The organism is Streptomyces sp. NBC_00102, assembly GCF_026343115.1.
In the GTDB taxonomy this organism is placed as follows: Bacteria; Actinomycetota; Actinomycetes; order Streptomycetales; family Streptomycetaceae; genus Streptomyces.
This window is the reverse complement of sequence record NZ_JAPEMC010000001.1, coordinates 2453077-2473528: the sequence shown is the minus strand read 5'-3', so window position 1 is coordinate 2473528 and position 20452 is coordinate 2453077. Positions and strand designations below refer to the sequence as shown.

Sequence of the window (20452 nt, the reverse complement as noted above, 5' to 3'; positions counted from 1 at the left end):
GATGCTGGACCGTGGGTGCTGATCTGTCGCGTCGGCTGGTGCCGGACGAACTGTGGGAGCTGACTGCTCCGTTGTTGCCGAGGTTCAACTCCCGTCCGCAGGGTGGTGGTACGGCTCCGGTGGACGAGCGGGCGGTGTTCACGGCCGTGGTCTATGTGCTGACCAGCGGCTGCGCGTGGCGGTATCTGCCGGAGTCGTTCGGTGTCTCGCCGGCCACCGCGCACCGCCGGTTCAGTGCGTGGACCGAGGCCGGGTTGTGGCGCAGGCTGCACCGGGCGGTGCTCGACGAGCTCGGCGTCAGGGGCGAGTTGGACTGGTCGTCCGCGATCGTCGATGCCGCGTCGGTGCGGGCGAAAAGGGGGGCTCGCTGACCGGGTCGAATCCGGTCGATCGGGGCAAGAAGGGCAGCAAGCTGCACGTGCTGTCCGAGGCCCAGGGCCTGCCGTTGGCCGTGGCGGTGTCGGGTGCGAACCTGCACGACAGTCAGGCGTTCAAGCCGCTGATCCTCGGGATACCCGCCGTCCGCTCGCGGCGCGGACCCCGCCGGAGGAAGCCGGTGAAAATCCGCGCGGACAAGGCGTACCACTCAGCGGAACACCTCCGCTGGCTCCGCAGCCGGAACCTCGCCCCACGGATCGCCCGTCCCGGAATCGAGTCAGGCGAACGGCTCGGCCGGCACCGCTGGAAGATCGAGCGGTCGATCTCCTGGCTCTTCGGCTACCGCCGCCTCACCGTCCGGTACGAACGAAAAGGCAGCCACTTCCTCGCCTTCCTCGGCCTCGCCGCAGCCCTGACCTGCTACAAGAGACTCGCGAAGCTCGCCACGTGAGACACCCTCTAAGATCTGCGCGGAGGTGTGGCGGGTTGCCCTGGGGGGAAACTCTTCATCGCGAGGTAATTGTCAAACTCGCAATGACGTCGGAGGGGATCGCGAGTGTGGAGATCCCTGATGGTGTGGATGGGATTTGGAGGGAATTCGTTCAAGACCTGATCGGCGAGGGTGAAAGCCTGGAGAACTTGAGGTCCGAAATTGCCTCGATTCGATCGATGGGTGCAGAATCGATTTCTCCGGTTCGCGTTCAGCAGCTCATGCGGATCCGATTCGTGTTGCGTGAGTTTCTTCGGATCAGGGACTGTATGACGAGTGATATGGAGGAGGAGGGGCTGGATCGCTGGTTGGAATGTCTTGCTGTCGAGTGAGCCTTTTCCATCTTGATCAGGTGGCGAGTTCGAGGGCGGCGATGGCGCGGACGACGGCTGTGATCCAAGTGGTGATGCAGCGGAGCTTCCGCAGGAGGCGCCGGCATGTGAGGGTGGCCATGGCGCGTTCGCCGAGGCTGCGGATCTTGGCGTGATCGCGGTTGTGGCGCCGGCACCAGCCGCGCAGGTTCTTGCCCCGGAACGGGACGCGGACAGCAGGGCCTGCACCCTGATACGCCTTGTCCGCCCAGCACTTGATGTCGTCGGCGGCCAGGGCGGCGGGAATGCCGCGGGTCCGGGCCGCGGTCAGATCGTGCACGGTGCCGGGTAGTGCGTCCGAGGCCCAGATCAGTCGACCGGCTGGATCCGCGAGGACCTGCACGTTCATCCCGTGGTGCTTCTTCTTGCCCCGCGTCGGGATCGCGACGGCCCGCCGAAGCTGAGGCGTTCACCGTCGAGGGTGGCCACGACCGGCCGGAGAAGGGGGTGTAATCCTGCGCATCAGAACCGCTGACATCGATCCGCCTGTGGGGCTGTCGAGGATGATTCAGAGACGCGACACTAATTACCAAATGGAAGGATACTTTGAGGATGAACATCTCATAGTCGGTGAAATTTGCGCCCCGGAGATCAGCTTTGACTATGGGGAAACCTGGTCGAAGGTTTCCCGTGGGTGAGATGAACGAGGTGTCTGCGAGTGAACTGCTGACCTCGTACGAGTTCAGCTCCGAAGCTGCCGTCCGCGCCAAAGACGCGCTTCGTTCAGGAGCGCACCTCAAGGCACCTCCTCTCTCCAATTCGGCGGCGTCCATCCGGAGCATGTGCTACTCGAGGTTGCGAATCGTGCACCTGCGTGGCGGGCGAACCTTCGGGGATGCCGAATGCCTGGCGAGTCTTGCTGAAATGGGCGAGCGGGACGTTGTTCTGGCCTTCGTGGACGATCGCGAACAAACGGGTTGGATGTACCACCTCTATCTCGACCCGCGCCGGCGCGCCGTGGCCGGATGCGTAGGGGTCAACAACTTCCCCGAAGACGACTCCTCCGCCGGCCCACCCGGATAACTGGCGGGCAGTCCCGTCGTCGCAGTGAGCGTTTTCAGAGTGGCCACTGATCGGGTGACGGGGCGGTGTGGGTTCGGGGTGCGCAACGGACAGGGCTCCCGTGCCGCTGAGGGAGGTGTTCGACGTCTCAACTCAACAGCACAGGAGCCCTGTTGGTTCCCTATCCTGCCGTACTCGACCTGCCTCACGCCCTGGTCGAGTGGGTCACGATGCTCATCGTCACCCGTGAGGGTGACCGCCGGTGCAAGCTTCCACCGCACCGGCGGGCGCTGATCGCACTGGTGTACCTGCGCCGCCACGAAACGCTGGCCCGTATCGCCGCGGCCTTCGGGATATCCGTCGGCACCGCCCACGCCTACGTCACCGCGGTCACCGGCCTGCTCGCCGAGCAGGCACCCGGCCTGCTGAAGACGCTGCGCGCACACGATCCGGAGTTCGTTCTCCTGGACGGCACGCTCGCCGAGTGCGACCGCGTCGGTGACGGCAGGGCCGACTACTCGTCGAAACACAAGCGGCACGGAGTAAACGTGCAGGTCGTCACAGATCCCGGCGGGGAGATCCTCTGGCTGTCGCCGGCACTTCCGGGCCGAACCCACGACCTGACAGCCGCCCGCACCCACCAGATCCTTCGGATCTGCAAACGCCAGGGCATCCCGATCCTGGCCGACATGGCCTATATCGGTGCCGGCGACTGGGTCACCACCGCCAAGCGCCGCCCGCCAAGCGGCGAACTCACACCCACCGAGCAGACCGCGAACCGGGCCCTGTCCGCAGCCCGTGCACCCGTCGAACGAGGCATGGCACGACTGAAGTCCTGGCAGATCTTCCGCAGATCCCGCATCAGCCCCAACCGAATGAGCGTCATCGCCAGAGCCGTCCTCACCCTGGAGAGGCAACGCTGAAAACGCTCAGTGACTCAGCGGCCCCACCGGATCTGTTTCCGGTGGGGCCGCGTCCTGTTGTACTGCCGCGTACGTGCGGCCGTCTCATGCGCGATGTCCGGGCGGTGGTTCGCGGAAGACCGGAAAGGCCGGTCGCGGCGGTGCGGAGGTGTCCGTGGTCCGGCGCCCCTCACGCCCGCCCCGCGTCCCACTCCTCCCGGCTGGCCTGCACCGCCGGTCCGTGGTCCACGGCCCACTCCGCCAGTGCCACCGCCGGCCCGATCAAGGTCCGTCCCCGGGCCGTGAGTTCGTACTCCACCCGGGGCGGCACCTCCGGGTAGGACGTGCGGCGCACCAGGCCGTCCCGCTCCAGGTTCCGCAGGGTACGGGTGAGCATGCGCTGGGAGATGCCGGGGACGCGTTGCTGGAGCTCGCCGAAGCGGAGGCGTTCGCCGTCGAGGGTGGCCACGACCAGCAGGGACCAGCGGTCGCCGATGCGGTCCAGGAGGCCCCGGATCGTCCGGCCGCCGTCGCCGCGGATGAGGCAGGAACCGCGGTTCTTCGACATGGGCGACATGGGCAACCGTCCTCTGCTCCGCTCACGCACACCGGTGTGCCTTTTGTGGGCGCCTCCGTCCGCGCCCATCATGTGGGTCCGCACCGCTCTGCTCACCATCATGACGGAGGACGAGGATGGACATCGCGTACTGGATCGTCGCAGGGCTCTTGGCCGTCTTCTACCTCTACGCAGGGGGCAAGAAGGTCGCGCAGAGCAAGGAGCAGCTCGCGCCCATGATGGGCTGGGTGGACACCGTGCCGATGTGGGGGGTCCGGGGGATCGGGGTCGTCGAGATCCTCGGCGCCGCCGGGCTGATCCTGCCGCCGCTCACCGGGATCGCCCCCGTCCTCGCGCTGGTCTCCGCGCTCGGCTTCGTCGTGCTCCAACTCCTCGCGGGCGGGCTGCACCTGTCCCGGGGCGAGGTCAAGGAGACCGGGCTCAACGCCGCGCTCATCGTGCTCGCCGCCGTCGCGGCCGGGCTCGCTGCCGCCAGGTAGAGCGAGAGGGCCCCACGCCCACCCCTTCCGTAACCCCCGCCCTGACCACCTCTCCCGCCTTATCGTGCCGACATGTGTGGAATCGTGGGTTATGTCGGATCGCAGTCGGCGCAGGACGTGGTCGTCGCGGGGCTGAAGCGGCTGGAGTACCGGGGGTACGACTCCGCCGGGGTCGCCGTGCTGGCGACCGGGGCGGACGGGCCGGATGGGGAGCAAGGAAGGCTCGCCAGCGCCCGTAAGGCGGGCAAGCTCGTCAACCTGGAGAAGGAGCTCAAGGACCACCCGCTGCCCGCCGGTCTCACCGGCATCGGGCACACGCGGTGGGCGACGCACGGGGCGCCGACGGACGCCAACGCGCATCCGCATCTGGACAACGCGGGCAAGGTCGCCGTCGTGCACAACGGGATCATCGAGAACTTCGCCACCTTGCGCACCGAGTTGACCCGGCGCGGGCACGACCTCACCTCGGACACCGACACCGAGGTGGTGGCGCACCTGCTGGCCGAGGAGTTCGAGGCGGGCAGCGGGCTCGCCGAGTCGATGCGGCGGGTCTGCCGCCGCCTCGAAGGGGCCTTCACCCTGGTCGCCGTCCACGCGGACGAGCCGGACACCGTGGTCGGCGCGCGGCGCAACTCGCCGCTGGTGGTGGGGGTCGGGGACGGGGAGGCGTTCCTCGCCTCGGACGTCGCCGCGTTCATCGCGCACACCCGGGACGCCGTCGAGCTCGGCCAGGACCAGGTGGTGGAGGTGCGCCGGGACCGGGTCACCGTCACCGGGTTCGACGGTACGCCCGCCGAGGTGCGCGGCTACCACGTCGACTGGGACGCCTCCGCCGCCGAGAAGGGCGGGTACGACTCCTTCATGCTCAAGGAGATCGCCGAGCAGCCCCGGGCCATCGCCGACACCCTCCTCGGGCGGATCGACGGCGAGGGTGCGCTGACGCTCGACGAGGTGCGGCTGCCGCCGAGCGTGCTGCGGGAGATCGACAAGGTGGTCGTGGTGGCCTGCGGTACGGCGTACCACGCGGGGCTGATCGCGAAGTACGCCATCGAGCACTGGACCCGGTTGCCCTGCGAGACCGAGCTGGCCAGCGAGTTCCGCTACCGCGACCCGATCCTCTCGCCGAACACCCTGGTCGTCGCGATCTCGCAGTCCGGCGAGACGATGGACACCCTCATGGCGCTCCGGCACGCCCGCGAGCAGGGCGCGCACGTGCTCGCCATCTGCAACACCAACGGCTCGACCATCCCGCGCGAGTCCGACGCCGTGCTCTACACGCACGCCGGGCCCGAGGTGGCGGTCGCCTCCACCAAGGCGTTCCTCACCCAGCTCGTCGCCTGCTACCTGGTCGCGCTCTACCTCGGTCAGGTGCGCGGCACGAAGTTCGGCGACGAGATCCGTACGGTCGTCCGCCAGCTCTCCGAGGTCCCCGACGCCGTCGAACGCGTCCTCGCCACCATGGAGCCCGTCCGCGAGCTGGCCCGTTCGCTCGCACACAAGAACACCGTGCTCTTCCTCGGCAGGCACGTCGGCCACCCGGTGGCGCTGGAAGGGGCGTTGAAGCTGAAGGAGCTCGCGTACATGCACGCCGAGGGGTTCGCGGCGGGCGAGTTGAAGCACGGGCCGATCGCCCTGATCGAGGAGGACCTGCCGGTCGTCGTCGTCGCCCCCTCCCCGCGCGGGCGGTCCGTCCTCCACGACAAGATCGTCTCCAACATCCAGGAGATCCGGGCCCGGGGCGCCCGCACCATCGTCGTCGCGGAGGAGGGCGACGAGACCGTCGCCCCGTACGCCGACCACCTCATTACGATTCCCCCGACGCCTACGCTGCTTCAGCCCCTGGTCGCCACGGTCCCGTTGCAGGTCTTCGCCTGCGAACTCGCGACGGCCCGGGGCAACGAGGTGGACCAGCCGCGCAACCTGGCGAAGTCCGTGACCGTGGAATAGCTCCGCGGCAGCAGAGGAACGAGGGTGGGCCCGTGATCATCGGGGTCGGGATCGATGTCGCCGAGATCGCGCGGTTCGACGCCGCGCTGGAACGTACGCCCCAGCTGGCCGACCGGCTCTTCCTCGCGCAGGAACTGCTGCTGCCCGGCGGCGAGCGGCGCGGCATCGCCTCGCTCGCCGCCCGGTTCGCCGCCAAGGAGGCCGTCGCCAAGGCGCTCGGGGCGCCCGGCGGCCTCCTCTGGACCGACTGCGAGGTCTGGGTCGAGGAGAGCGGGCAGCCCCGCCTGAGGGTCACCGGCACGGTCGCCGCCCGCGCGGAGGCACTGGGCGTCCGCAGCTGGCACATCTCCCTCAGCCACGACGCGGGGGTGGCGTCCGCCATGGTCGTCGCGGAAGGTTGACACCGGGGCGTGCCCGGACCGGCGTACGGGTACGTCTGAGCCGACCCGCCGAATGATCGTTTCCTGGACGCGTTCCTCCTGACCTGCGAAGGGCTGACCGATGCGTACCGCTTACAGCGTGGAGACCGTACGGGCCGCCGAGCGGGCCCTGATGGCGCGGCTGCCCGAGGGCGCCCTGATGCAGCGCGCCGCCGCCGGGCTCGCCGTCGCCTGCGGGGACCTGCTCCGGCGCAACGGCCGGGTGTACGGGTCCCGGGTGCTGCTCCTCGTCGGCAGCGGCGCCAACGGCGGCGACGCCCTCTACGCGGGCGCCCGCCTCGCCCGGCGCGGCGCGGGCGTCAGCGTCCTGCTCACCGCCCCCGACCAGGCCCACGCGGGCGGGCTCGCCGCGCTGCGGGCGGCCGGCGGGCGGGTGCTGGACCGGCCCGAGGAGGCCGGGGTCGTGGACCTCGTGGTGGACGGCATCACCGGCATCGGCGGCCGGGGCGGACTCCGCCCGGAGGCCGCGGCCCTGGTGAAGGCGGTCACCGAGGGGCACGGCGCGCCGGTCCTCGCGGTGGACCTGCCCAGCGGGGTGGAGGCGGACAGCGGCGAGGTGCACGGGGCCGCGGTGCGCGCCGACGCCACCGTCACCTTCGGTACGTACAAGCCGGGCCTGCTCGTCGACCCCGGCGCCGAACGGGCCGGCGGGCTACGGCTGGTCGACATCGGCCTCGGCCCGGAGCTGCCGGAGCCCCCGGACCTGGAGGCGCTCCAGTTCGCGGACGTGGCGGCGCTGCTGCCGCTGCCGGGCGCGGAGAGCGACAAGTACGGGCGGGGCGTCGTCGGCGTGGTCGCCGGCTCGCAGCGCTATCCGGGCGCGGCGGTCCTCGCCGTCGCCGGGGCGCTGCGCGGCGGCGCCGGGGCGGTGCGGTACGCCGGTCCGGGCGGGGAGACGGTGATCGCACGGTTCCCCGAGACCCTGGTCCACGAGGGGCGGCCCTCGCAGGCGGGCCGGGTGCAGTCCTGGGTGGTCGGGCCCGGTCTCGGCGACGGGCGGGCGGCCACCGCCGCAGTCGAGGACGTGCTCGCCACCGACGTACCCGTGCTGATCGACGCGGACGGGCTGCGGCTGATGGACGGCGACACCGTGCGCTCCCGCTCGGCCGCCACCGTCCTCACCCCGCACGCCGGTGAGGCCGCCGCCCTGCTCGGGGTGGAGCGCGCGGAGGTCGAGGCGGGCCGGCTCGCCGCCGTACGCGAGCTGGCCGCCCGGTTCCGCGCGACCGTCCTGCTCAAGGGGTCCACCACGCTGATCGCGGAGGCCCGGGACACCCCCGTACGCGTCAACCCGACCGGCACCGCGTGGCTCGCCACGGCGGGCAGCGGGGACGTGCTCTCCGGGCTGATCGGCTCGCTCCTCGCGGCCGGCCTCGCCCCGCGCGACGCGGCCTCGGTCGGCGCCCACCTGCACGGACTCGCCGGACGGCACGGCGCCGACGGGGCGCCGGTCTCCGCGCAGGACATCGCCGAGGGCATCCCGGCCGCCTGGCGCGACGTACGCCGGGGCTGAGGGACCCGAAACGTCGAGCACCCGGGGCGTGCGCGGGCCGCCGGTCCGGGCCACCCTGGAACGGGAGGCGGTACCCATGAGCGGTGAGGACGGCGGCAGCGGCATCCGGGTCCGCAGGGTCTACGACCCGCCCGAGCCGCGCGCGGACGGCGTCCGGGTGCTGGTCGACCGGCTCTGGCCGCGCGGGGTCTCCAAGGAACGGGCCGCCGTCGACCGGTGGCTGAAGGACATCACCCCCTCGAACGAGCTGCGCGGCTGGTACCACCAGGACCGCTCCGGCGCCCGGTACGACGAGTTCGTCGACCGCTACCGCGCCGAACTCGACGACCCCGCCCACACCGAGGCCGTCGCCCTGCTGCTGGGCCTGCTGGAGGGGGACACCCCGGTGACCCTGGTGACCTCCGTCAAGGACATCGACGCCAGCCACGTGCCGGTCCTCGCGGAGTACCTGGAGCACGCGCGGACCCACCACCCCGGCGGCGCCTGAGCACCCGCGCGGTGGGCCCCCGCGCGCCGGGCTCCCGGCCGCCGACCTGAGACACTGGCCGCGATGAACGAGAAAGCGTCCTTGAGAGCCCGGGCCGAGATCGACCTCGCCGCACTCCGCGCCAACGTGCGCGAACTGCGCGCGCGGGCGGGCGGGGCCCAACTCATGGCCGTGGTGAAGTCCGACGCCTACGGCCACGGCGCCGTGCCCTGCGCCCGCGCCGCGCTCGAAGCCGGCGCGACCTGGCTCGGCACCGCCACCCCGCAGGAGGCCCTGGCCCTGCGCGCGGCGGGTCTCGACTCGCGGATCATGTGCTGGCTGTGGACCCCCGGCGGCCCCTGGCGCGAGGCGATCGAGGCCGACGTCGACGTCTCCGTCAGCGGCCTGTGGGCGCTGCGCGAGGTCGTCGCCGCCGCCGCGGAGGCGGGCCGGACGGCCCGTATCCACCTGAAGGCCGACACCGGCCTCGGCCGCAACGGCTGCCAGCCCGCCGACTGGCCCGAGCTGGTCGCCGAGGCCCGTACCGCCGAGGAGACCGGGGCGGTGCGCGTCAGCGGCCTCTGGTCCCACTTCGCCTGCGCCGACGAGCCCGGCCATCCCTCGATCAACGCCCAGCTCACGGTCTTCCGCGAGATGGTGGCGTACGCCGAGAAGGCAGGCGTGGAGCCCGAGGTCCGGCACATCGCCAACTCCCCGGCCACCCTGACCGTGCCGGAGTCCCACTTCGACCTGGTGCGTACCGGCATCGCCATGTACGGCATCTCGCCCAGCCCCGAACTGGGCACCCCCGCCGACTTCGGGCTGCGCCCGGTGATGACGCTCTCCGCCTCCGTCGCCCTGGTCAAGCAGGTCCCCGCCGGACACGGCATCAGCTACGGCCACCACTACACGACCCGGGACGAGACCACGCTCGCCCTGGTGCCGCTCGGGTACGCCGACGGCATCCCGCGCCACGCCTCGGGCCGCGGCCCGGTCCTGGTCGCGGGCAAGGTGCGACCGATCGCCGGACGGGTCGCGATGGACCAGTTCGTCGTGGACCTGGAGGGCGACCTGACCGAGCCCGGCGCCGACGCGGTGCTGTTCGGGCCGGGCGACCGGGGCGAGCCGACCGCCGAGGACTGGGCGGTGGCGGCCGACACCATCGCGTACGAGATCGTCACCAGGATCGGTACGCGGGTCCCCCGGGTACACGTCGGCGGGTAAAGGCCGGGCACCACCGGGAAGCACGGACCACGAGCACGGACCACGACCACGGACGAGGAGCGGGCACGGTGAGCGAGAGCAGCGCGGGGGCCGCGGGCGACGTGGTGGCGGCGGCGAGTGCCGTCACGGCGGGCGGATGGCGCAGGGCCGGGGTCGCCGGGGCCGCCATAGGGGTGCTCGCCGCGGGCGCGGCGGCCGGTGTGGCCGTCGAACGGCTCACCGTCGGCCGGGGCATGCGGAAGAAGGCGCGCCTCGCGCTCGACGCCTCCGGGCCGTACGGAGCCCTGCGCGGCACCCCCGGCCAGGCGGTCGCCGACGACGGCACCGCGCTCTACTACGAGATCGACGAGACCGAGCCCGCGGGCCCCGGGGGCTCCGGCGCCACCGGTCCGCGCAAGCGCCGCCTCTTCGGCCGCAAGTCGCCCGGACCCGTCACCGTCGTCTTCAGCCACGGTTACTGCCTCGCCCAGGATTCCTGGCACTTCCAGCGGGCGGCGCTGCGCGGGCTGGTCCGCACGGTCCACTGGGACCAGCGCAGCCACGGCCGGTCCGCACGCGGCCGGGCCCAGGCCGACGGGGTGCCGGTCAGCATCGACCAGCTGGGCCGGGACCTGAAGGCGGTCATCGACGCGGCGGCCCCCGAGGGGCGCCTGGTGCTGGTCGGGCACTCGATGGGCGGCATGACGATGATGGCGCTCGCCGACCAGTACCCGGAGCTGATCCGCGACCGGGTCGCCGCCGCCGCGTTCGTCGGCACCTCCAGCGGCCGGCTCGGCGAGGTCAACTTCGGGCTGCCGGTCGTGGGCGTCAACGCGGTGCGCCGGGTGCTCCCCGGGGTGCTGAAGGCGCTCGGTACGCAGACGGAGCTGGTGGAGCGGGGCCGCAGGGCCACCGCCGACCTCTTCGCGAGCCTGATCAAGCGGTACTCGTTCGGCTCCCGGGACGTGGACCCGGCGGTCGCCCGGTTCGCCGAGCGGCTCATCGAGGCGACCCCCATCGACGTCGTCGCCGAGTTCTACCCGGCGTTCACGGAGCACGACAAGAGCGCCGCACTGCCCGTCTTCCGGGACATGCCGGTGCTGATCCTGGCGGGCGACAAGGACCTGGTCACCCCGAGCCCGCACAGCGAGGCCATCGCCGACGTGCTGCCCGAGGCGGAGCTGGTGATCGTGCCGGACGCGGGCCATCTGGTGATGCTGGAGCACCCCGAGACGGTGACCGACCGGCTCGCGGACCTGCTGGTGCGGATCGGAGCCGTACCCGCTCCGACTAACGTGGTCTGACATGGAAGCACCGCACAACGGCCCGGCCGCCGAGACCGCGGCGGCCCCGGACGCCGTCACCGTACGCATCGCCGTCGAGTCACCCGAACAGATGACGGAGCTGGGCCGCGAACTGGCCCGGCTGCTGGCCCCGGGCGACCTGGTGATGCTCACCGGTGAGCTCGGCGCCGGAAAGACCACCCTGACCCGGGGCCTCGGCGAGGGACTCGGGGTACGGGGCGCCGTCACGTCCCCCACCTTCGTGATCGCCCGGGTCCACCCCCCGCTGGCCGACGGCCCCGCCCTGGTCCACGTCGACGCCTACCGCCTGGGCGGCGGGCTCGACGAGATGGAGGACCTGGACCTCGACGTGTCGCTGCCCGACTCGGTGGTGGTCGTGGAGTGGGGCGACGGCAAGGTGGAGGAGCTCTCCGACCACCGGCTGCACGTGGTCATCGACCGCGCCACCGGCGACACCGACGACGAGCGGCGCACGGTGACCCTCGCGGGCGTCGGCACGCGCTGGGCAGACCTGCGGACCCGGATCGGCGGCGGCACGGCCGGCTGAGACGGCCGATACCTCAGCGGCGGGAGCCGGAGAGCCGGAGAGCCGGGAGAGCCGGAGAGCCGGAGACGACAGTGCGGGGCGCCTTCCCACGGGGGAGGCGCCCCGCAGGCGTGCGCGGGGGCGCGGGGGCGCGGGACGTGCGCGGGGAGCGTGCGGGGCCGCGACGGGCGCGGGACGTGCGGCGCGGGCGTGCGACCGGGGGTACGGCGCGGGGCGCGCGGCGTCCCGCGAGCACATTCACGAGGGGTTTCCGACAAGGTGTCGGTAAAATGTTGCACAGAGCGCCCCGACCGTGGTGGTATGGGGTGGCGAACTGGTTAGGTATACCTAACCACTCCTCCAGTGGAGCCAGGAGGCATCCATGCCGACGCCCGAGCGAGAAGTCCGGTACCCGTCCCCCTCCGGGGTGCCGATGAAGGATCTGCTCGCGTCGTGTGCGGCGGCCAGCGCCGTGTCGACTCCGCCCGCTCCACCGGCCCCGGACGCGACCCCGGAGGACACCGGCACGGTCACCGACGCCGCCACCGGCGACGGGCCCGACACCGCCGCCACCGTGCACGGAATCAGGCCGCCCGCGCAGCGCGAAGCGGCCTGAATTCCAGCGGTCGGCGGGAAGCCGTCCGGTTCGGGTGGGTCAGGGGATGACGACGACCTTGACCGCGACCGTGGCGAACGACCAGAGCGCGTCGGCGCTCTCCCGCGTCATGCGCACCCCGCCGGTCTTCAGCGTCGGGTCAGGGGTCGGCAGCGACCCGTCCTGCGCCGCGCTGAAGCCGATCACCGTGTCGTCCACCTCGGCGAAGCGCACCACGTGCTCGATCGGCACGCCGTCCGAGCCCGTCACCGTGCCGGTGCGCGAGTAGACCGCGTACGAGCCCGGCTCGGGGCTGACGGTGCTCGGCACCACCGGGAACGTCTTGACCGTGTCCGGGTTCTCGCCGACCAGCCAGACCCGCTTCGCCTTCAGCCCGTAGACGACCCGCAGGCCGGTCCCCGAGTTGGCCGGCAGATCGAGCGGGTCGACGGTGGGCGTGGGCTTCTTCGCCGACGGCTTCGCGGACGCGGAGGCGGAGGCGCTCACCGAGACGTCGGCCACCGAATCGGGGGCGTTCGCCGACGCCTGGTAGGCGAGGAATGCGACCGCGGCGATGGCCGCCGCAGTGAGCCCGGCCACGATTCCCGAGCTGCCCCTTGCCACCTGAGCTCCCCTTTCGCATACGGTCCGCCGCATGCCACTTGTCGCATGTCGTACAAGGTTTACGTCGTACTCGTGTATCCCGGGTGACGGTAGCAGCAGCCAGGGGGCCCACCGGGACGACGTACGGGCGCGATGCCTCGGCCGGGGGAGCCGTAGGCTGTTTGCGTGCTCTTGCTCGCCATGGATACCGCCACCCCCGCCGTCACCGTCGCCCTCCACGACGGCACCTCCGTCGTCGCGGAGTCCGGCCAGGTGGACGCCCGACGCCACGGGGAGCTGCTGCTCCCCACCGTCGACCGCGTCCTCGCCGAGGCCGGAACCACCCTCGACGCCGTGACCGGCATCGTCGTGGGCGTCGGCCCCGGTCCCTACACCGGGCTGCGCGTCGGCCTGGTGACCGCCGCGACCTTCGCCTCCGCGCTCTCCGTCCCCGTGCACGGCGTGTGCACCCTGGACGGACTCGCGTACGCCGCCGGGGAGGAAGCCGGGATCACCGGCCCCTTCGCGGTCGCCACGGACGCCCGCCGCAAGGAGGTCTACTGGGCGCGGTACGCGGACCCCCGCACCCGGACCGGCGGACCCTCCGTCGACCGGCCCGCCGACATCGCGGACGAACTGGCCGGGCTGCCCGTCGTCGGAGCCGGAGCGGTGCTCTACCCCGACTCCTTCCCGGACGCGCGCGGCCCCGAGCACGTCTCGGCCGGGGCGCTCGCCGCGTTCGCCGCCGAACGCCTCGCCGCGGGCGAGAAGCTGCTCGACCCGCAGCCGCTCTACCTCCGCCGGCCGGACGCGCAGGTCCCGAAGAACTACAAGGTGGTCACCCCCAAGTGACCGGAGCGACCGAGGCGCCCGTCCCGACCGCTCAGCTGCGCGAGATGCGCTGGTGGGACATCGAACCGGTGCTGGAACTCGAACACGAGCTCTTCCCCGACGACGCCTGGTCGGCCGGGATGTTCTGGTCCGAGCTCGCCCACGCCCGGGGCCCGCACGCCACCCGGCGGTACGTCGTCGCCGAGGAACCGGCCACCGGGCGGATCGTCGGCTACGCCGGACTCGCCGCCGCGGGCGACCTCGCCGACGTGCAGACCATCGGCGTCACCCGCGGCCACTGGGGCGGCGGCCTCGGCTCGGAACTCCTCACCGACCTGCTCAAGCACGCCACCGCCTTCGAGTGCGCCACCGTGCTGCTCGAAGTCCGGGTCGACAACACCCGCGCCCAGAAGCTCTACGAACGCTTCGGCTTCGAGCCGATCGGCTTCCGGCGCGGCTACTACCAGCCGGGCAACATCGACGCACTCGTCATGCGCCTCCACGTACAAGGAACAGAGAATGGCTGATGGCAATGGCTGACGAACCGCTCGTACTCGGCATCGAGACCTCCTGCGACGAGACCGGCGTCGGCATCGTGCGCGGCACCACCCTCCTCGCGGACGCCGTCGCCTCCAGCGTGGACACGCACGCCCGCTTCGGCGGCGTCGTCCCGGAGATCGCCTCCCGAGCCCACCTGGAGGCGATGGTCCCCACCATCGAGCGCGCCCTGAAGACGGCCGGGGTCAGCGCCCGCGACCTCGACGGCATCGCCGTCACCGCCGGTCCGGGCCTTGCCGGAGCGCTCCTCGTCGGCGTCTCGGCCGCCAAGGCGTACGCGTACGCGCTGAACAAGCCGCTCTACGGCGTGAACCACCTCGCCTCGCACATCTGTGTCGACCAGCTGGAGCACGGCCCGCTGCCCGAGCCGACCATGGCGCTGCTGGTCAGCGGCGGCCACTCCTCGCTGCTGCTCGCCCCCGACATCACCAGCGACGTACGGCCGCTGGGCGCCACCATCGACGACGCGGCGGGCGAGGCCTTCGACAAGATCGCCCGCGTGCTGGACCTCGGCTTCCCCGGCGGCCCGGTCATCGACCGGCTGGCCAAGGAGGGAGACCCCAAGGCCATCGCGTTCCCGCGCGGCCTGTCCGGCTCCCGCGACCCCGCGTACGACTTCTCCTTCTCCGGGCTCAAGACCTCGGTCGCCCGCTGGATCGAGGCGAAGCGCGCGGCCGGCGAAGAGGTGCCGGTACGCGACGTGGCGGCGTCCTTCCAGGAGGCCGTGGTCGACGTGCTCACCCGCAAGGCCGTCCGCGCCTGCAAGGACGAGGGCGTCGACCACCTGATGATCGGCGGCGGCGTCGCGGCCAACTCCCGGCTCCGCGCACTGGCCCAGGAACGCTGCGAGCGCGCCGGAATCCGGCTCCGGGTGCCCCGCCCCGGACTCTGCACCGACAACGGCGCCATGGTCGCCGCGCTCGGCGCCGAGATGGTCGCCCGCAACCGGCCCGCCTCCGACTGGGAGCTCTCCGCCGACTCCTCGCTGCCGGTGACCGACCCGCACGTCCCCGGCGCCCAGCACGGTCACGGTCACACCCACGACCACGACCACGTGCACGAGATCAGCAAGGACAACCTGTACTCATGACCGTCGCCCTGATGTGGGAGGCCCGCGCCGCCGACGGGCGGGGTACGGAACTGCTGGAGTGGGCCCGTGCCCGCGCCGGTGAACTCGCCCGCACCCCGCTCCGTACCGAACTGCTGCGCGCCCCGAAGGACCGGGTCCTGGTGATCACCTGGTGGCCCGGGGAGTACGGCGACCAGCTGCCGGAACTTCCCGAGCCCGACGAGCGGCTGATCACCCGGGCGGTGCACCGCTGGCGCTTCGAGTCGCTGGGGCCGGTCGACTCCTGAGGCCTTGAGCCCGGCCGGTGGCGGGCGGCCCGGCGGCGCGTCAGCCACCGGCCACCCGCCGCCGGTCCTACGCGAGGGTCACCAGGCGGGCCCCGCCGTCCGCCTCCAGGACCGTGCCGGTGAGGTTGGCGTTGGTCGCGGCGAGGACCACCACCTCGGCCACCTCCTCGGCCGTCGCCACGTGCCGGACCGGCAGTACGGCGGCGGTCCGGGCGAAGTACTCCTGCCGCGCCTCCTCGGGCAGGCCGCTCCACCAGGGGGTGTCGACCAGCCCCGGGGAGACGGCGTTCACACGGATCGGGGCGAGCTCCGCCGCCAGCGGCCGGACCAGGGACTCGATCGCGCCGTTGATTGCTGCCAGGCCCGCCGTACCGGGCATGCCGGTCCGCGCCGAGATGGCGCTGATCAGAGTGATCGAGCCCTGCGGGGCCAGGTGCGGCAGCACCGCCTGGACGGTGGTGACATGCGGCCAGAACTTGGCCTCGAAGGCTCTGCGCAGGGCGGTCAGGTCCAGGTCGGCGAAGGGGCCCTGCCCCTCACCGCCGCTCGCCGCGAGGACCAGCCGGTCGACGGTGCCGATGGACTCGGCGACCGCCCGGATCTCGTCGGCCCGGCCGGCGTCGGCCCGGTGCCCGACGATTCCGGGAGTCGTGGCGAGGACCTCGTCCAGCCGCTCCTTGTCGCGCCCGACGATGTGCACCGTCGTACCGCGCTCCGCGAGCAGACGGGCCGTGGCCAGTCCGATTCCGGACGTTCCCCCGACCACCAGGGCTGTGTGCTGGGAGGACATGAATGCATCTCCTTATTTCGAACCGTGGCGTCTCGTTTAAGCTAGCCCCATGGCCATCGACAAGCAACCCCCTTCCGCGGAACGCCGCGGCCGCAAGCGGAGCGAGGAGAGCCGGACGGCGATCCTGACCGCCGCATTCGAGCTGGTCGGCGAGGTCGGCTGGGCGGGCCTGACGATCGAAGGCATCGCGGGCCGCGCCGGCTGCGGCAAGCAGACGATCTACCGCTGGTGGCCCTCCAAGGCCCAGGTGCTCCTCGACGCGCTGACGGTCAAGGCAGACCTGCACATCGGCCAGGCGGACCACGGCTCCTACGCCGCCGATCTGCGGGCCTTCCTGACGGACACCTTCACGCTCGGTCGCCAGGAGCAGGTCGCCCGCATCCTGTGCGCCCTCATGGCGGAGGCGCAGATCGACGCGGAGTTCGGCGCCACCTTCCGTACGGAATTCCTCCGGCGCAGGCGCGACGCGCTCCAGGCGGTGCTCGACCGGGCCCTCGCCCGGGGCGACCTGCCCGCGCGACCGGACCCGGCCACGGTGCAGGACCTCGTCTTCGGCGTTCTCTGGTACCGGCTCCTCTCCGCCCACCGGCCCCTCGACCAAGCGCTCGTCGACGAGCTCGCCGCCACCCTGACGGGCGACGCGCCCGGCGGCCCGTGACCCGCCTGCCAGGGGCCGGACGGGCGTCCGTACGGGCGGCGGCCCCGCGTGTCCGATGAGTTCCGGGCGCCCGCCGCGTCTACCTTCCAGAGCCCCGGACGGGTCCGCCTTCCAGCGCCCCGGACCGGTGACCGGGCCCACGCTCAGGTGGTGCCCGGCGGGACCCCTGGAGGAGAAGGCCATGCAGAAGATCACCCCCTGTCTCTGGTTCGACGGCCAAGCCGCCGAGGCCGCCGACTTCTACGTCTCCGTCTTCGGCGGCGACTCGCGCGTCCTGGAAACCAGCCACTACCCGGAGGGCTCCCCGGGCGAGGCCGGCGCCGTGATGACCGTCCGCTTCCAGCTCGCGGACCAGGAGTACATCGGCCTCAACGGCGGACCCGCCTTCCGCTTCACCGAGGCCCTCTCGCTCTCCGTGGACTGCGCGGACCAGGCCGAGGTGGACCGGCTGTGGACGGCGCTCACCGAGGGCGGCGAGGAGAGCCGGTGCGGCTGGCTCAAGGACAAGTTCGGGCTGTCCTGGCAGATCGTGCCGCGCGCCCTCCCCGACATCCTCGGCGGCCCCGACCGCGACCGCGCCGACCGCGCCATGAAGGCGATGATGGGCATGGGCAAGCTCGACGTGGAGACGCTGCTCAACGCCTGAGGACGGGCACCGCTACTCGTCGTCGACCTCGATGGCGTTGCGCCAGACCGTCGCGTCCACCGTCATGTAGTGGGCGGCGGCGGTCTCCGACGGCAGCGCCCGCACCACGATCAGCCCCAGATGCCCGGCCTCGGTGCGGACGCAGATCTGCGTACCCTTCACCAGCCGGGCGAGGTCGAGCTGCTCGGTGAAGCGCGTCTCGGACCGGCAGACGTCGAGGCTGCCCTGCTGGCCCGGGTCGAGCAGGACCATCGACCCCGTGGTCCGTACCGCGTCGCTGACGTAGCTGTAGGCGAAATCGCCGCTCGACCCGTTCACCGGGCTGTCGGTGCCGTCCGCCAGCGTCAGGTGGTAGCCGCCGGTGAGGTCGATCCCCCGGTAGGAGACCGGACGGGCAGCGGACCGTGATCGGTGACCGCCGAGGCGAGCGAAGGGCCGGGCACGTAGGCGGTGGCCAGCCACGGGGTGCGGCCCTCGGTGTCGCTGTCGATCACCGGCGCGGTGCAGAGCCCCTGCACCCGCTGCGCGGACCGCACCTCCTGCTGGAAGCGCCTCCGGAATTCGGGGTCTTCGGCGAACTCCGGCCGGATCACCTTGATCGCCACCGGCCGCCCGCCCGGGGTGTAGGAGAGGTACACCTTGCCCATGCCGCCGGAGCCCAGCTTCGCGTAGAGCCGGTAACCGGACACCGTGCGTGGGTCGTTCTCCTCCAGGGGATTGAACACCACTTCTTCGCCGCGCTGTTGCCGACCCATGGTTGCGTTCCCCCGTCACCCGTGTGCCTCGAGACGAGCCGTAATGTACCCGGCGCCATGGACGCCGCCCGGGCGGAGCGGGGTTCCGGCGACCAGGGGGCCCGCCCGGTCGGTAGGGTCGGCGCCATGCCCTCCGGAGCCCAACTGCCCCCGCCCCCGCCGCCCGTGGAGATCCGTACGTGGCCGGACCGGCCCTCCCTGCTCGCCGACCGGGCCGAGGTCCTCGGTGAACTGGTGCGGCGGCACGTCGGAGGCGGACGGCTCGCCCTCCTGCTGACCTGGGGCGGACTCGCCGCCCTCGGCTGGGTGTTCATCGGCCTGGCGGTGGTCTTCCACGAGGAGTCCCTCGACCCGATCAGCGATCTGATCGCGGTCGTCACCTTCTTCGTCGGCGTCGCCGCTCTCGTACCGGCCGCCGTGTTCCTCGGCCTCGACATCACACGGGCCCGCAAGGTCCGCGCGCTGCTCACCGCCTGGGGCGCGCTCGACCGCGAGCCCGACCGGGACCGGCTGCTGCGGATGCCCCGGCTCGGGCTCGCCTGGCTGCTGTCGTCCTACACCCTGTGCGCGGCCGGCCTCTTCACCTGCGTGGCCGTCCCCGCGTCGGCCACGCCGGGCGAGGACCCGTACGGCCTGGTGGTCCTCGGGATGGGGGCCGGCCTCTGCGCGTGGATCACCGGCCTGACCGGCGCGGTCACGGCGTTCTCCCACCGCCGCTGGGTGACGCGGGTGCTCGCCGCCCCGGCGGAGGGACCGGGGCGGCCCGCCGCCCGGCCGGGCGGGACGGTCAGGCCGCAGGCCTGAAGGGCCGGCCGACGAGCATGGTCGGGGCGCCGGCGACCCGGGTCAGCAGCACCGTCGCGGAGTTCGGCCCCGCCAGCTTCATCCGGCGGCGCACCTCTTCCGGCTCCACCGCCGAGCCGCGCTTCTTCACCGTCAGCACCCCCACCTCCCGCTCCCGCAGCAGCGCCTTCAGCCGCTTCATGTTGAACGGCAGCTGGTCGGTGATCTCGTACGCGGAGGTGTACGGGGACGCGTAGGGCTCGTCGCTGGTGACGTACGCGATCGTCTCGTCGATCAGGCGGCCGTCGCACCGGGCCACGATGTCGGCGACCAGGCTGGCCCGGATCACCGCGCCGTCCGGCTCGTACAGATAGCGGCCGACCGGCCCGACCGGCGGGGGCGGCAGCGGGGAGCGGGTGGCGAGGGTGGCGCCCGACGGCAGCAGGGTCGCCCGGTAGGAGCCGGGCTCGAACCCCGCGCCGTGCCAGAGCACCGCCTCCTTCACGTCCCCGCCGTCCGAGATCCACTCGGCCTCGGCCTCCGGGCCGATCGCCTCGTGCGGGATGCCCGGCGCGATCTTCAGCGCCGCGCGCGGGGCCTTCAGCGCGGCGGACGTCGCCCAGGAGAGCGGCGGTGAATACGCCTCCGGATCGAAGATCCGGCCGCGCCCGCCGCGCCGGGCCGGGTCCACGAAGACGGCGTCGTACCCGGCGGTGTCGATGCCGGTGACATCGGCGCACCGGACCTCGATCAGCCCGGCGAGGCCGAGGGCCTCGGCGTTGGCGCGGGCCACCTCGGCGGTGAGCGGGTCGCGGTCGACGGCCAGCACCGCGATGCCCGCGCGGGCCAGCGCGATCGCGTCGCCGCCGATGCCGCAGCACAGGTCCGCCACCCGGCGCACCCCGCCGAGCGCCGCGAACCGTCCGGCGCGGTAGGTGGCGACCGAGGTACGGGTGGCCTGCTCGACGCCGTTGGGCGTGAAGAACATCCGGTACGCGTCCTCGGCGCCGAACTTCGCCACCGCCCGCTGCCGCAGCCGGGCCTGCCCCAGGGCGGCCGAGACCAGGTCCGGCGCGTGGTCGCGGCGCAGCCGGGTGGCGGTGGCCAGCTCGCGCGCCGGGTCGTGGTCCCGCAGCTCGTCCAGGAGGGCGGCGCCTTCGGGCGTACGCAGGGCGGCGAAGGAGGCGAGCGGGTCGGCGGGGCCGTCACCGGCGGGGAGAGGTGCGTTCACCCGTCCCATTGTGGGCCAGGCGCGCCCCCGGCCCCGGCCGCCCCGGAC

At 72.5% G+C, this 20452-nt stretch carries 25 protein-coding genes and 2 pseudogenes; 20 read left to right on the top strand and 7 right to left on the bottom strand.

What is annotated here, in order from left to right; all coding sequences use genetic code 11:
- The first annotated feature begins 11 nt into the window (after window positions 1-11).
- Together OHA55_RS10860 and OHA55_RS10855 are read left to right on the top strand one after the other, a co-directional pair.
- Window positions 12-829, top strand: a protein-coding gene (locus OHA55_RS10860; protein ID WP_266705166.1) for an IS5 family transposase whose coding sequence is annotated in 2 segments (ribosomal slippage) — window positions 12-354 and window positions 354-829 — 819 coding nt in all. Because the reading frame shifts where the segments join, the coding sequence is not laid out codon by codon here.
- 107 nt (window positions 830-936) lie between these two features.
- Entirely contained in the window at window positions 937-1200 is a 264-nt protein-coding gene (locus OHA55_RS10855) for a hypothetical protein (RefSeq protein WP_266705164.1), read from the top strand.
- A gap of 16 nt (window positions 1201-1216) precedes the next feature.
- Here the strand turns inward: OHA55_RS10855 and OHA55_RS10850 are convergent.
- Window positions 1217-1609: pseudogene (locus tag OHA55_RS10850) on the bottom strand (transposase family protein); the annotation flags it as partial.
- Window positions 1610-1869: 260 nt separating this feature from the next.
- Between OHA55_RS10850 and OHA55_RS10845 the strand changes: the two are divergent.
- Together OHA55_RS10845 and OHA55_RS10840 are read left to right on the top strand one after the other, a co-directional pair.
- Window positions 1870-2262, top strand: a complete 393-nt coding sequence (locus OHA55_RS10845) for a hypothetical protein (RefSeq protein WP_266705163.1) — start codon at window positions 1870-1872, stop codon at window positions 2260-2262.
- A 152-nt stretch (window positions 2263-2414) separates the two neighbouring features.
- Window positions 2415-3164: a transposase gene (locus tag OHA55_RS10840; protein ID WP_266705161.1), complete on the top strand. Its 750-nt coding sequence runs from the start codon at window positions 2415-2417 to the stop codon at window positions 3162-3164.
- Window positions 3165-3333: 169 nt separating this feature from the next.
- Here the strand turns inward: OHA55_RS10840 and OHA55_RS10835 are convergent, their stop codons facing one another.
- On the bottom strand, window positions 3334-3711 hold the full coding sequence (locus tag OHA55_RS10835; protein WP_266705159.1) for a helix-turn-helix domain-containing protein: 378 nt from the start codon (window positions 3709-3711) through the stop codon (window positions 3334-3336).
- Window positions 3712-3836: 125 nt separating this feature from the next.
- Here OHA55_RS10835 and OHA55_RS10830 point away from each other — a divergent pair, with 125 nt between their 5' ends.
- From OHA55_RS10830 to OHA55_RS10790, 9 genes are all read left to right on the top strand, one after another.
- Window positions 3837-4199: a DoxX family protein gene (locus OHA55_RS10830; RefSeq protein ID WP_266705157.1), complete on the top strand. Its 363-nt coding sequence runs from the start codon at window positions 3837-3839 to the stop codon at window positions 4197-4199.
- Between the two features lie 72 nt (window positions 4200-4271).
- Window positions 4272-6146, top strand: a complete 1875-nt coding sequence (gene glmS / locus OHA55_RS10825; RefSeq protein WP_266705155.1) for a glutamine--fructose-6-phosphate transaminase (isomerizing) — start codon at window positions 4272-4274, stop codon at window positions 6144-6146.
- A 32-nt stretch (window positions 6147-6178) separates the two neighbouring features.
- Window positions 6179-6547 (top strand): holo-ACP synthase, encoded by a 369-nt coding sequence (locus tag OHA55_RS10820; protein WP_266705153.1) that lies wholly within the window; start codon window positions 6179-6181, stop codon window positions 6545-6547.
- A 100-nt stretch (window positions 6548-6647) separates the two neighbouring features.
- On the top strand, window positions 6648-8099 hold the full coding sequence (locus tag OHA55_RS10815) for an NAD(P)H-hydrate dehydratase (RefSeq protein ID WP_266705151.1): 1452 nt from the start codon (window positions 6648-6650) through the stop codon (window positions 8097-8099).
- A gap of 76 nt (window positions 8100-8175) precedes the next feature.
- Window positions 8176-8586: a DUF488 domain-containing protein gene (locus OHA55_RS10810; protein ID WP_266705149.1), complete on the top strand. Its 411-nt coding sequence runs from the start codon at window positions 8176-8178 to the stop codon at window positions 8584-8586.
- 63 nt (window positions 8587-8649) lie between these two features.
- A complete protein-coding gene (alr, locus tag OHA55_RS10805; RefSeq protein WP_266705147.1) occupies window positions 8650-9789 on the top strand; it encodes an alanine racemase in 1140 nt (379 codons plus the stop codon).
- A 68-nt stretch (window positions 9790-9857) separates the two neighbouring features.
- Window positions 9858-11072, top strand: coding sequence for an alpha/beta fold hydrolase (locus OHA55_RS10800; RefSeq protein ID WP_266705145.1), 1215 nt, complete (start codon window positions 9858-9860; stop codon window positions 11070-11072).
- A gap of 1 nt (window position 11073) precedes the next feature.
- Complete coding sequence (gene tsaE / locus OHA55_RS10795; protein ID WP_266705143.1) at window positions 11074-11619, top strand: tRNA (adenosine(37)-N6)-threonylcarbamoyltransferase complex ATPase subunit type 1 TsaE; 546 nt, start codon at window positions 11074-11076, stop codon at window positions 11617-11619.
- 361 nt (window positions 11620-11980) lie between these two features.
- Entirely contained in the window at window positions 11981-12214 is a 234-nt protein-coding gene (locus OHA55_RS10790) for a hypothetical protein (RefSeq protein WP_266705141.1), read from the top strand.
- Between the two features lie 39 nt (window positions 12215-12253).
- Here OHA55_RS10790 and OHA55_RS10785 read toward each other — a convergent pair whose 3' ends face one another.
- Window positions 12254-12850, bottom strand: coding sequence for a hypothetical protein (locus OHA55_RS10785; protein ID WP_266705139.1), 597 nt, complete (start codon window positions 12848-12850; stop codon window positions 12254-12256).
- Window positions 12851-12997: 147 nt separating this feature from the next.
- On the opposite strand from OHA55_RS10785, the gene tsaB reads away from it, so the two are divergent.
- From tsaB to OHA55_RS10765, 4 genes are read left to right on the top strand one after another with little or no spacing between them, the layout of a single operon-like run.
- Window positions 12998-13648, top strand: coding sequence for a tRNA (adenosine(37)-N6)-threonylcarbamoyltransferase complex dimerization subunit type 1 TsaB (gene tsaB, locus OHA55_RS10780; RefSeq protein ID WP_266710543.1), 651 nt, complete (start codon window positions 12998-13000; stop codon window positions 13646-13648).
- 44 nt (window positions 13649-13692) lie between these two features.
- Complete coding sequence (rimI, locus tag OHA55_RS10775; RefSeq protein WP_266710541.1) at window positions 13693-14154, top strand: ribosomal protein S18-alanine N-acetyltransferase; 462 nt, start codon at window positions 13693-13695, stop codon at window positions 14152-14154.
- Between the two features lie 5 nt (window positions 14155-14159).
- On the top strand, window positions 14160-15275 hold the full coding sequence (tsaD, locus tag OHA55_RS10770) for a tRNA (adenosine(37)-N6)-threonylcarbamoyltransferase complex transferase subunit TsaD (protein ID WP_266710538.1): 1116 nt from the start codon (window positions 14160-14162) through the stop codon (window positions 15273-15275).
- Window positions 15272-15541 (top strand): hypothetical protein, encoded by a 270-nt coding sequence (locus OHA55_RS10765; protein WP_266705137.1) that lies wholly within the window; start codon window positions 15272-15274, stop codon window positions 15539-15541. Before tsaD ends, OHA55_RS10765 begins: the two co-directional genes overlap by 4 nt.
- A gap of 67 nt (window positions 15542-15608) precedes the next feature.
- On the opposite strand, the gene OHA55_RS10760 is transcribed toward OHA55_RS10765, so the two are convergent.
- Window positions 15609-16331 carry an SDR family oxidoreductase gene (locus tag OHA55_RS10760; RefSeq protein ID WP_266705135.1) on the bottom strand — a complete coding sequence of 241 codons (723 nt, stop codon included), beginning with the start codon at window positions 16329-16331 and terminating at the stop codon, window positions 15609-15611.
- Between the two features lie 49 nt (window positions 16332-16380).
- Here OHA55_RS10760 and OHA55_RS10755 point away from each other — a divergent pair, with 49 nt between their 5' ends.
- Together OHA55_RS10755 and OHA55_RS10750 are read left to right on the top strand one after the other, a co-directional pair.
- Window positions 16381-16989 carry a TetR/AcrR family transcriptional regulator gene (locus OHA55_RS10755; protein WP_266705133.1) on the top strand — a complete coding sequence of 203 codons (609 nt, stop codon included), beginning with the start codon at window positions 16381-16383 and terminating at the stop codon, window positions 16987-16989.
- A gap of 181 nt (window positions 16990-17170) precedes the next feature.
- Entirely contained in the window at window positions 17171-17635 is a 465-nt protein-coding gene (locus OHA55_RS10750) for a VOC family protein (protein WP_266705131.1), read from the top strand.
- Between the two features lie 12 nt (window positions 17636-17647).
- Here OHA55_RS10750 and OHA55_RS10745 read toward each other — a convergent pair whose 3' ends face one another.
- On the bottom strand, window positions 17648-17953 hold the full coding sequence (locus tag OHA55_RS10745) for a hypothetical protein (protein ID WP_266705129.1): 306 nt from the start codon (window positions 17951-17953) through the stop codon (window positions 17648-17650).
- A gap of 65 nt (window positions 17954-18018) precedes the next feature.
- Window positions 18019-18390, bottom strand: a pseudogene (locus OHA55_RS10740) (serine/threonine protein kinase); the annotation flags it as partial.
- Between the two features lie 126 nt (window positions 18391-18516).
- On the opposite strand from OHA55_RS10740, the gene OHA55_RS10735 reads away from it, so the two are divergent.
- On the top strand, window positions 18517-19194 hold the full coding sequence (locus OHA55_RS10735; protein ID WP_266705127.1) for a hypothetical protein: 678 nt from the start codon (window positions 18517-18519) through the stop codon (window positions 19192-19194).
- Here OHA55_RS10735 and OHA55_RS10730 read toward each other — a convergent pair.
- Window positions 19178-20413, bottom strand: coding sequence for a methyltransferase domain-containing protein (locus OHA55_RS10730; protein WP_266705125.1), 1236 nt, complete (start codon window positions 20411-20413; stop codon window positions 19178-19180). The two genes, OHA55_RS10735 and OHA55_RS10730, sit on opposite strands and share 17 nt — an antisense overlap.
- Between the last annotated feature and the right edge of the window lie 39 nt (window positions 20414-20452).

Excerpts from the sequence above, each read along its gene's own strand:
- OHA55_RS10835 (WP_266705159.1), bottom strand. The coding sequence starts at position 3,711 with ATGTCGAAGAACCGCGGTTCCTGCCTCATCCGCGGCGACGGCGGCCGG.
- OHA55_RS10830 (WP_266705157.1), top strand. The coding sequence starts at position 3,837 with ATGGACATCGCGTACTGGATCGTCGCAGGGCTCTTGGCCGTCTTCTAC.
- glmS (WP_266705155.1), top strand. The coding sequence starts at position 4,272 with ATGTGTGGAATCGTGGGTTATGTCGGATCGCAGTCGGCGCAGGACGTG.
- OHA55_RS10815 (WP_266705151.1), top strand. The coding sequence starts at position 6,648 with ATGCGTACCGCTTACAGCGTGGAGACCGTACGGGCCGCCGAGCGGGCC.
- OHA55_RS10810 (WP_266705149.1), top strand. The coding sequence starts at position 8,176 with ATGAGCGGTGAGGACGGCGGCAGCGGCATCCGGGTCCGCAGGGTCTAC.
- alr (WP_266705147.1), top strand. The coding sequence starts at position 8,650 with ATGAACGAGAAAGCGTCCTTGAGAGCCCGGGCCGAGATCGACCTCGCC.
- tsaE (WP_266705143.1), top strand. The coding sequence starts at position 11,074 with ATGGAAGCACCGCACAACGGCCCGGCCGCCGAGACCGCGGCGGCCCCG.
- OHA55_RS10790 (WP_266705141.1), top strand. The coding sequence starts at position 11,981 with ATGCCGACGCCCGAGCGAGAAGTCCGGTACCCGTCCCCCTCCGGGGTG.
- OHA55_RS10785 (WP_266705139.1), bottom strand. The coding sequence starts at position 12,850 with ATGCGGCGGACCGTATGCGAAAGGGGAGCTCAGGTGGCAAGGGGCAGC.
- tsaB (WP_266710543.1), top strand. The coding sequence starts at position 12,998 with ATGGATACCGCCACCCCCGCCGTCACCGTCGCCCTCCACGACGGCACC.
- rimI (WP_266710541.1), top strand. The coding sequence starts at position 13,693 with ATGCGCTGGTGGGACATCGAACCGGTGCTGGAACTCGAACACGAGCTC.
- tsaD (WP_266710538.1), top strand. The coding sequence starts at position 14,160 with ATGGCTGACGAACCGCTCGTACTCGGCATCGAGACCTCCTGCGACGAG.
- OHA55_RS10765 (WP_266705137.1), top strand. The coding sequence starts at position 15,272 with ATGACCGTCGCCCTGATGTGGGAGGCCCGCGCCGCCGACGGGCGGGGT.
- OHA55_RS10760 (WP_266705135.1), bottom strand. The coding sequence starts at position 16,331 with ATGTCCTCCCAGCACACAGCCCTGGTGGTCGGGGGAACGTCCGGAATC.
- OHA55_RS10755 (WP_266705133.1), top strand. The coding sequence starts at position 16,381 with ATGGCCATCGACAAGCAACCCCCTTCCGCGGAACGCCGCGGCCGCAAG.
- OHA55_RS10750 (WP_266705131.1), top strand. The coding sequence starts at position 17,171 with ATGCAGAAGATCACCCCCTGTCTCTGGTTCGACGGCCAAGCCGCCGAG.
- OHA55_RS10735 (WP_266705127.1), top strand. The coding sequence starts at position 18,517 with ATGCCCTCCGGAGCCCAACTGCCCCCGCCCCCGCCGCCCGTGGAGATC.
- OHA55_RS10730 (WP_266705125.1), bottom strand. The coding sequence starts at position 20,413 with ATGGGACGGGTGAACGCACCTCTCCCCGCCGGTGACGGCCCCGCCGAC.